Genomic DNA, 6,972 nt, shown 5'->3' with positions numbered 1-6,972 from the left:
ACAAGCACGCGTCCGAAATCGCGCTTGCAGCCGTCCTTTTTCCGGGGCGGTATGAATTCTCCTACACTCTCAGGTGTAAGAATGAACATATAACCTCCGCTTCCACTTCCGCAGGCACCCCCCGCAAGGCAGGCAACCGCACCTCTGCGGGACTACTTGCGCCGGCAAGCCGGCACACACAAAGCATTTGCAGCTCTCTTATTCAACAGTGACGCTTTTTGCCAAATTACGCGGCTGGTCAATTTCGCAGCCGCGCAGCACCGCTATATGGTACGCGAAAAACTGAAGCGGAATGACAGTCAAAAGCGGAGAAAAATACTCGTTGACCTTCGGCACGTCAAACCGGGCCGCCAGCTGGCCGCCGGCCGGAATGCCCTCGGTCATTATGCCTATTACACGCGCGCCGCGCGCCACCGCTTCATGCAGATTGGAAAGCATTTTGTCAAAAGTGGCGGCATGAACCGCGATTCCGAAAACGGGCATCCCCTCGTCTATGATCGCGATCGGGCCATGCTTCATCTCGCCCCCGGCAAACGCCTCGGCGTGCACATAGGAAACTTCCTTTAATTTAAGCGCGCCCTCAAGCGCGATCGGGAAATTGGAATTGCGGCCCAGAAAAAGATAACTGCCTTTCCTGCAGATTTTTCTGGCCACTTCGGCGATATTTTTGTCCAGACTGACGGTTTTTTCCATAAGCCGCGGCAACCGCATCAGCTCGGCGGCAAGCGCCTCGCCTTCCGGCCCGGGCAGCGCGCCGCGCGCCCGGCCCAGCTGCAACGCCAGCGCCAGCAGCGCCGCCAGCTGCGCCGTGAACGCCTTTGTGGACGCCACGCTTATTTCCGGCCCGCAATGGGTATAGCAGGTGAAATCGCTTTCACGCGTAAGCGTGGACCCAAGCACATTGCATATGGCCAGGCTCTTAAAACCCGCCGCACGGCAAGTCCTCACGGCGGCCAGCGTGTCCGCCGTCTCGCCAGACTGGCTGACGGAAAGAATCAGCGTCCCCGCAGCCAGAACCGGTTCGCGGTACCGGAACTCCGAAGCCACGTCTATATCCGCCGCAATCCGCGCAAAATGCTCGATCGCGTATTTCGCCACCAGCCCGGCGTGATACGCGGTGCCGCACGCCACTATGTGAATGCGGGTAATCGCGCGCGCGGCCTTGTAATCCAGCCCGAATTCGCCTTTCAGTGTCGCTTCGTCAAGAGTCAGCCTGCCAAGCAGCGTTTCCTCGACGGACAACGGCTGATCGTAAATTTCCTTAAGCATGAAATGCTTGTAGCCGCCTTTTCCCGCCATCGCGCGGTCCCATTTGATCACATTCGCCTTAACCGGAACCGGCTTGCCGTCCATATCAAAAATTTTTACTTTCCCGGCGGTCAGCACGGCTATCTCGCCGTCTTTCAAAAACACGGCCTTGCGGGTATGCTCCATAAACGCGGGCACGTCGGACGCCAGAAACGCCTCCCCGTCCCCTATCCCCGCCACCAGCGGGCTGTGCCGCCGCGCGCCTATGAACAGACCGGGGCAGGCATCGCACACCACGGCTATGGCGAACGCGCCTTCCAGTTCCCTGACCGCCAGCCGCACCGCTTCAAAAAACCGCGCGTCACTGTCCGCGCCGGGCGCCTGCGCGAATTTCTCCTCCACAAGATGCGCCACGACTTCCGAATCCGTTTCGGACCGGAAGATATGCCCCGCCGCCAGCAGCCGCTCTTTTATCTGCAGATAATTTTCGATAATGCCGTTATGCACTACCGCGATATCGCCCCCGCACGACGTGTGCGGATGAGAATTTTCCTCGCTCGGCCGGCCGTGCGTGGCCCAGCGGGTGTGCCCGATCCCGATCGAACCGCTTATTCCGCTGGCCGGCAGCCGGGCCTGCAGCCCCGCCACCTTGCCTTCGTTTTTTATCACCCGCAAACCGGCTGATCCGATAACGGCTAGCCCCGCCGAATCATAACCGCGGTACTCAAGCCGCTTCAGCCCGGACAACAGAACCGGCACACAGTCTTCAGAACCCACATACCCCACTATTCCGCACATATCAGGACATCAGCTCCTTCATTTCGCGCACCGCGCTCGGCAAGCCCGCGCTCAAAGCGCGCGCGATTATCGAAAACCCTATGTTAAGCGCGGCAAGATCCTCAATACCGGCTACCGGCGCCACGTTATCGTAATCCAGCCCGTGCCCCGCATGCGCCTCCAGCCCCAGCTCGCGCGCCATAACCGCCGCCAGAGCCAGCTCCTCCAGCCGTTGCGCCATCGCTTTCCGGCTGGGCGACTCCGCGTATGATTTCGTGCAAAATTCAACCGCCGTTACGCCCAGCTTGTGGGCCTGGCGCAAAATATTGGGGTCCGGCTCGATAAACAAACTCACGCCGATCCCCTTTTTAACCAGCCTGGCCGACAGCTTCCCTGTTTCCAGGCCCTGTTTTCCGGCCAGGCAAAGTCCGCCGTTTGTTGTAAGCTCGCTTTTCCGTTCCGGCACGATGCAAACGGAGCCCGGCCTGAATTTAAGCGCTATTTTCTCCATTTCCGCCGTGCCGGCCATTTCCAGATGCAGTTTGCCGCCCAGTTTCGCCGCGAGCGTCTTGATATCCCCGTCCTGCATATGCCGGCGGTCGCCGCGCAGATGCGCGACGATGAAATCGCCGCCGTTTTGCAACGCCAGTTCGGCGGCGGCTTCCACCGCGGGATAGCCCGCCCCGCGCGCCTGCCTTAAAGTGGCCACATGATCAATATTAACGCCCAGTTTCATCGGCATAAAATCCCCTTTACTTTCTCTTTGAACAGATTTTCCAGCTCCCGGGCGGCGGCTGTCACCAGCCCCGGGTCAGGCCCCTCCACCAAAATCCGCAGTTTGGGCTCCGTGCCGGAATAACGGATAAAAATCCGCCCGCCCGGGCCCAGCCCTTTTTCCAGCGCTCTCGCCCGCGCCTCAAAACCGGCCAGTTTGGCCAGCGGCACCTTCGTTTCAACTTTCACGGCGCGCAGCTGCGTGGGATAGCGGGTCCACAGTTTTTTAAACCAGCTCAGCCTGCGGCCGCTGCGGCGCAGAAGCGAAAGCACCTGCACGGCGGTAAGCAGCCCGTCGCCCGTCGGCGCGAATTCCCGGAAAATTATATGCCCGGACGCCTCGCCCCCGACGCTCAAATCCCCCAGTTCCAGCGCTTCGCTTACATATTTGTCGCCCACAGGAACGGACACCGCTCCTATCCCCTCGCGTTCAAGCCACTGCGCCAGCCCGCAGTTAGACATGACGGTAAGCACCACCCGGTCCCAGCGGAGCGTGCCTGCGGCGTGCATTTCATGCGCGGCAAGCGCGATAATATCGTCGCCGTCAAGCGGCGCGCCGGTTTCGTCGGAAAAAAGCACGCGGTCGGCATCGCCGTCAAGCGCGAACCCGCAGTCCGCGCCGCGCCGTCGGGTCTGCGCACAGACTTTTTCAAGATGCAGGGAGCCGCACCCGACATTTATATTCCCGCCGTCAGGCCTGTTGCCCGTGACATGCACCCGCGCGCCCAGCCTTTTAAACAGCTGCCCGGCTATTTTATAGGCCGCGCCGTTGGCGCAGTCTATCACAAGCGACATGCCGGCCAGATTGAGTTCCGGAGGCATCGTGCTCACAAGAAATTCAAGATACTCCTCCGCCAGTTCAGGCCGGAACGAATAAAGTTTTTTTGTTTCCGCCGCCGTCACTCCGGGGACCGGCGTTCCGGCCCGCAGCCGCGCTTCTATCCGCTCCTCAAGCCGCGGCGGCAGCTTCGCGCCTTTCCAGGAGAAAAATTTTATGCCGTTGAACTCCGGCGGGTTATGGCTCGCCGATACCACTATCCCGCACACCGCTTCCAGTTTGGGGGTAAGGTAAGCAACCGCCGGCGTGGTCAGCACACCAGCGTCTATGACCCGGCAGCCGGCGGCGGTTACGCCGCGCACCAGCCAGTCGGTTATATCACGCCCGGACTGGCGCGAATCACGACCGATTACCACCGCGGGAATACTGTTGGAACCGTCCGCGCCCGGGTTGAACACGCCCGGCTCGCGCACGATTTCCTTTACCGCCGCATACCCGGCCCTGACGACAAACTCTCCGGTCAGCGGAAACTCGTACGCTATACCCCGGATACCGTCGGTGCCGAAAAATTTTCCCATTGGGTTCAGTCCTTTTTAGCCGCTTTAACCACAGCGTCATCCGCCTGCGCCGATTTAATGCCGGCCGGCGTCTTTTCAGCCGGAACATCTTCCAGCTCCCCGGCCTCGTCTTCATCCTGCGCGTCATCCTCGGCTTCATTTTCCCCCGCCTCACGGGCTGCTTCCTCGCAGGCGGCGTCCTTCTCGGCCTGCGGTTCGGCCGGCTCGGCAGCCTGTTCCGAGGGAGAGGCCCGTTCCGGCAAAACAATGGCAGGATTGTCAATAATGGCGGTGATCTCATCCGCCTCAAGCACCTCGCGCTCTATCAGCCATTTGCTCAGCGCGTCAAGCGTGGCCCGGTTTTCGGAAAGTATTTTCAGCGCGCGGTCGTAACACTCATCCACCACCAGCTTCAGTTCGCGGTCTATCAGCCGGGCGGTATCCTCGGAATACTGCTGCTGCCGCGCGAGATCGCGGCCTAAAAACACCTCGCCCTCCTCTTTATGGAGCGCGATCGGGCCGATAGCCTCGCTCATGCCGAATTCCGCCACCATGCGGTGCGCGTACATCGTCACTTTGGAAATATCGTCCGCCGCGCCGGACGTGGTTTCATTGAAAACAAGCTGTTCCGCCGCGCGGCCGCCCAGCAGAACGCACAGCCGCCGGATAAGATCAGTCCGGGAGGTGAGATATTTGTCCTCCTCCGGCAGCTGCAAAGTGTAGCCCAGGGCGGGTCCGCGCGATATTATGGACACTTTATGCACCCGGTCCGCTCCGCTGATCATTTTGGCGATAAGCGTGTGTCCGCTTTCGTGGTAGGCTATAATCCGCTTCTCCCGGTCGCTGATCACGCGGCTCTTGCGCTGAGGGCCCGCCACAACGCGCTCGATCGCTTCCTGAAAATGTTCCAGCTGCACGGTGGCCTTGTTAAGCCGCGCGGCCAGCAGTGCCGCCTCGTTGACCACGTTGGCCAGATCCGCCCCCACAAACCCGGGAGTCTGCCTGGCAATCAGCGCCAGATTGACGTTTTTATCAATCCGCACTTTTTTGGCGTGCACCTTCAAAATGGCTTCGCGCCCCTTCACATCAGGCATGGGCACATTTACATGCCGGTCAAACCGGCCCGGCCGCATCAGCGCGGGATCAAGCACGTCCGGCCGGTTGGTCGAAGCGATAAGGATAATGCCTTCATTCGACTCAAACCCGTCCAGCTCTATCAGCAGCTGGTTAAGCGTCTGCTCGCGCTCGTCATGCCCGCCTCCGATCCCGGCGAACCGCCTGCGGCCAACCGCATCCAGTTCGTCTATGAACAGAATGGAAGGCGCGTTTTTCTTGGCCTGCTCGAACAGGTCGCGCACGCGCGACGCGCCCACGCCCACGAACATCTCCACGAATTCCGAGCCGGACGAACTGAAAAACGCCACTTTCGCCTCGCCCGCGACCGCTTTGGCGAGCAGTGTCTTGCCGGTGCCCGGAGTGCCGTACAGCAGCACGCCTTTGGGCAGTTTGCCTCCGAGCTTGCGGAACCGCTTGGGATCCTTGAGAAACTCAATGACATCCTGCAGCTCTTCCTTGGCCTCGTCGCAGCCGGCCACGTCTTTAAAAGTCACGTCGCCTTTGCCGTTTTCCTGCCGCTTGGCGCGCGACCGGGCGAAACTCATCGCCTGCTTCCCGCCCCCGGCGCCGCGCAGGAACATGAACCACCAGAGGAATATGAAAATGGCTATCCAGCCGAGATTGAGCAGCACTGACGTAACCCAGCTTTTGTCAGTCGTGCCTTCGAACTTTACGTTGCCGGATTCCAGCTCGGACACCAGATTGTCGTCCTTCACCGCGACCGCGCGGAATTTCTGCGGTTTCCCGTTCTCCTTGAGCGTGCCGGTAATCAGTTCCGGGCTCAGGCGCACGTTTTCCACATTGCCGGCTTTGAGATTGGATTTAAACTCCGAATAGGCCAGCTGCTTTTCCACCGCGCCGCCCTGCATATGCTGGTAAACAAGCAGCAAAACCAGTATCGCGCCCAGCCACACAAAAATCTGCAGCGCCGGATTAGGCGCATTCCGTTTCATTTGTTTGGGGAACATGTCTATTCACGTATCCTTGAAGATTTGAGCACTCCGATATAGGGCAGATTCCGGTAAATCTCCCAGTAATCCAGCCCGTAGCCCACCACGAATTCGTCCCCCACTTTAAAGCCGGCGTAGCTGATGGGCACCTCTTTCGTCCGGCATTCCGTTTTGTCAAGCAGCGTGCAGACGGAAAGGGATTTGGGCCTGCGGGTCTTGAAATTTTCCAGCAGATAGCTCATCGTGAGCCCGCTGTCCACAATATCTTCCACGATGATGACATCCTTCCCCTCTATAGGCTCGCGCAGATCCAGCAGCAGCCGCACAACCCCGGTGGATTTGGTGCCCGCATAAGAAGACGGGCAGATGAAATCAAGCCGGCAGTCTATGCTTATATGCTGCATCAGATCCGAAAGGAACAGCACGCACCCGCGCAACACTCCGACTAAAGTTGGCGTTTTCCCGGCATAATCGCGGGAAATCTGCGCGCCCAGATCGGCAACCCGCTGCTGGATCTGCTCGCGGCTGATGAGTATTTTCTCCATATCGGGATGTATTAACTGTTCCAAGCCGGCCTCCGCAACATTGCTATTGTATAGATTTTAAGTATAATGGTACCTTTTCAGGCTAACTCAAGTCAACCGCGCGTATTGCGCAAGCTAAAATCTTACCATAGGGCATATCATTGCGCAATTTACTATCTAACCCAAGTAGGGACAGTTTTACAGTTCCACAAGGGGCGGATAATGACACCTAAAACCCGTATGGAATA

General features: G+C 59.1%; 5 protein-coding genes. All 5 read right to left on the bottom strand.

What is annotated here, in order from left to right; translation table 11 throughout:
* Nucleotides 1-198: 198 nt before the first annotated feature.
* Genes glmS through hpt form a run of 5 tightly spaced genes read right to left on the bottom strand, consistent with a single transcriptional unit; the run spans nt 199 to nt 6,769 of the window.
* Nucleotides 199-2,046 (bottom strand): glutamine--fructose-6-phosphate transaminase (isomerizing), encoded by a 1,848-nt coding sequence (gene glmS, locus PHW69_09310; GenBank protein ID MDD4005379.1) that lies wholly within the window; start codon nt 2,044-2,046, stop codon nt 199-201.
* Between the two features lies 1 nt (nt 2,047).
* A complete protein-coding gene (locus PHW69_09305; GenBank protein ID MDD4005378.1) occupies nt 2,048-2,767 on the bottom strand; it encodes a pyridoxine 5'-phosphate synthase in 720 nt (239 codons plus the stop codon).
* Complete coding sequence (locus PHW69_09300; protein ID MDD4005377.1) at nt 2,758-4,155, bottom strand: hypothetical protein; 1,398 nt, start codon at nt 4,153-4,155, stop codon at nt 2,758-2,760. Before PHW69_09300 ends, PHW69_09305 begins: the two co-directional genes overlap by 10 nt.
* A 5-nt stretch (nt 4,156-4,160) precedes the next feature.
* Nucleotides 4,161-6,203 carry an ATP-dependent zinc metalloprotease FtsH gene (gene ftsH, locus PHW69_09295; GenBank protein ID MDD4005376.1) on the bottom strand — a complete coding sequence of 681 codons (2,043 nt, stop codon included), beginning with the start codon at nt 6,201-6,203 and terminating at the stop codon, nt 4,161-4,163.
* 17 nt (nt 6,204-6,220) lie between these two features.
* A complete protein-coding gene (gene hpt / locus PHW69_09290) occupies nt 6,221-6,769 on the bottom strand; it encodes a hypoxanthine phosphoribosyltransferase (GenBank protein ID MDD4005375.1) in 549 nt (182 codons plus the stop codon).
* Nucleotides 6,770-6,972 lie beyond the last annotated feature (203 nt).

The sequence above is a fragment of the Elusimicrobiaceae bacterium genome, from assembly GCA_028700325.1.
In the GTDB taxonomy this organism is placed as follows: Bacteria; Elusimicrobiota; Elusimicrobia; order Elusimicrobiales; family Elusimicrobiaceae; genus JAQVSV01.
Note: the sequence above shows the minus strand (reverse complement) of the source record. Positions and strands in the feature narration are given on the sequence as shown.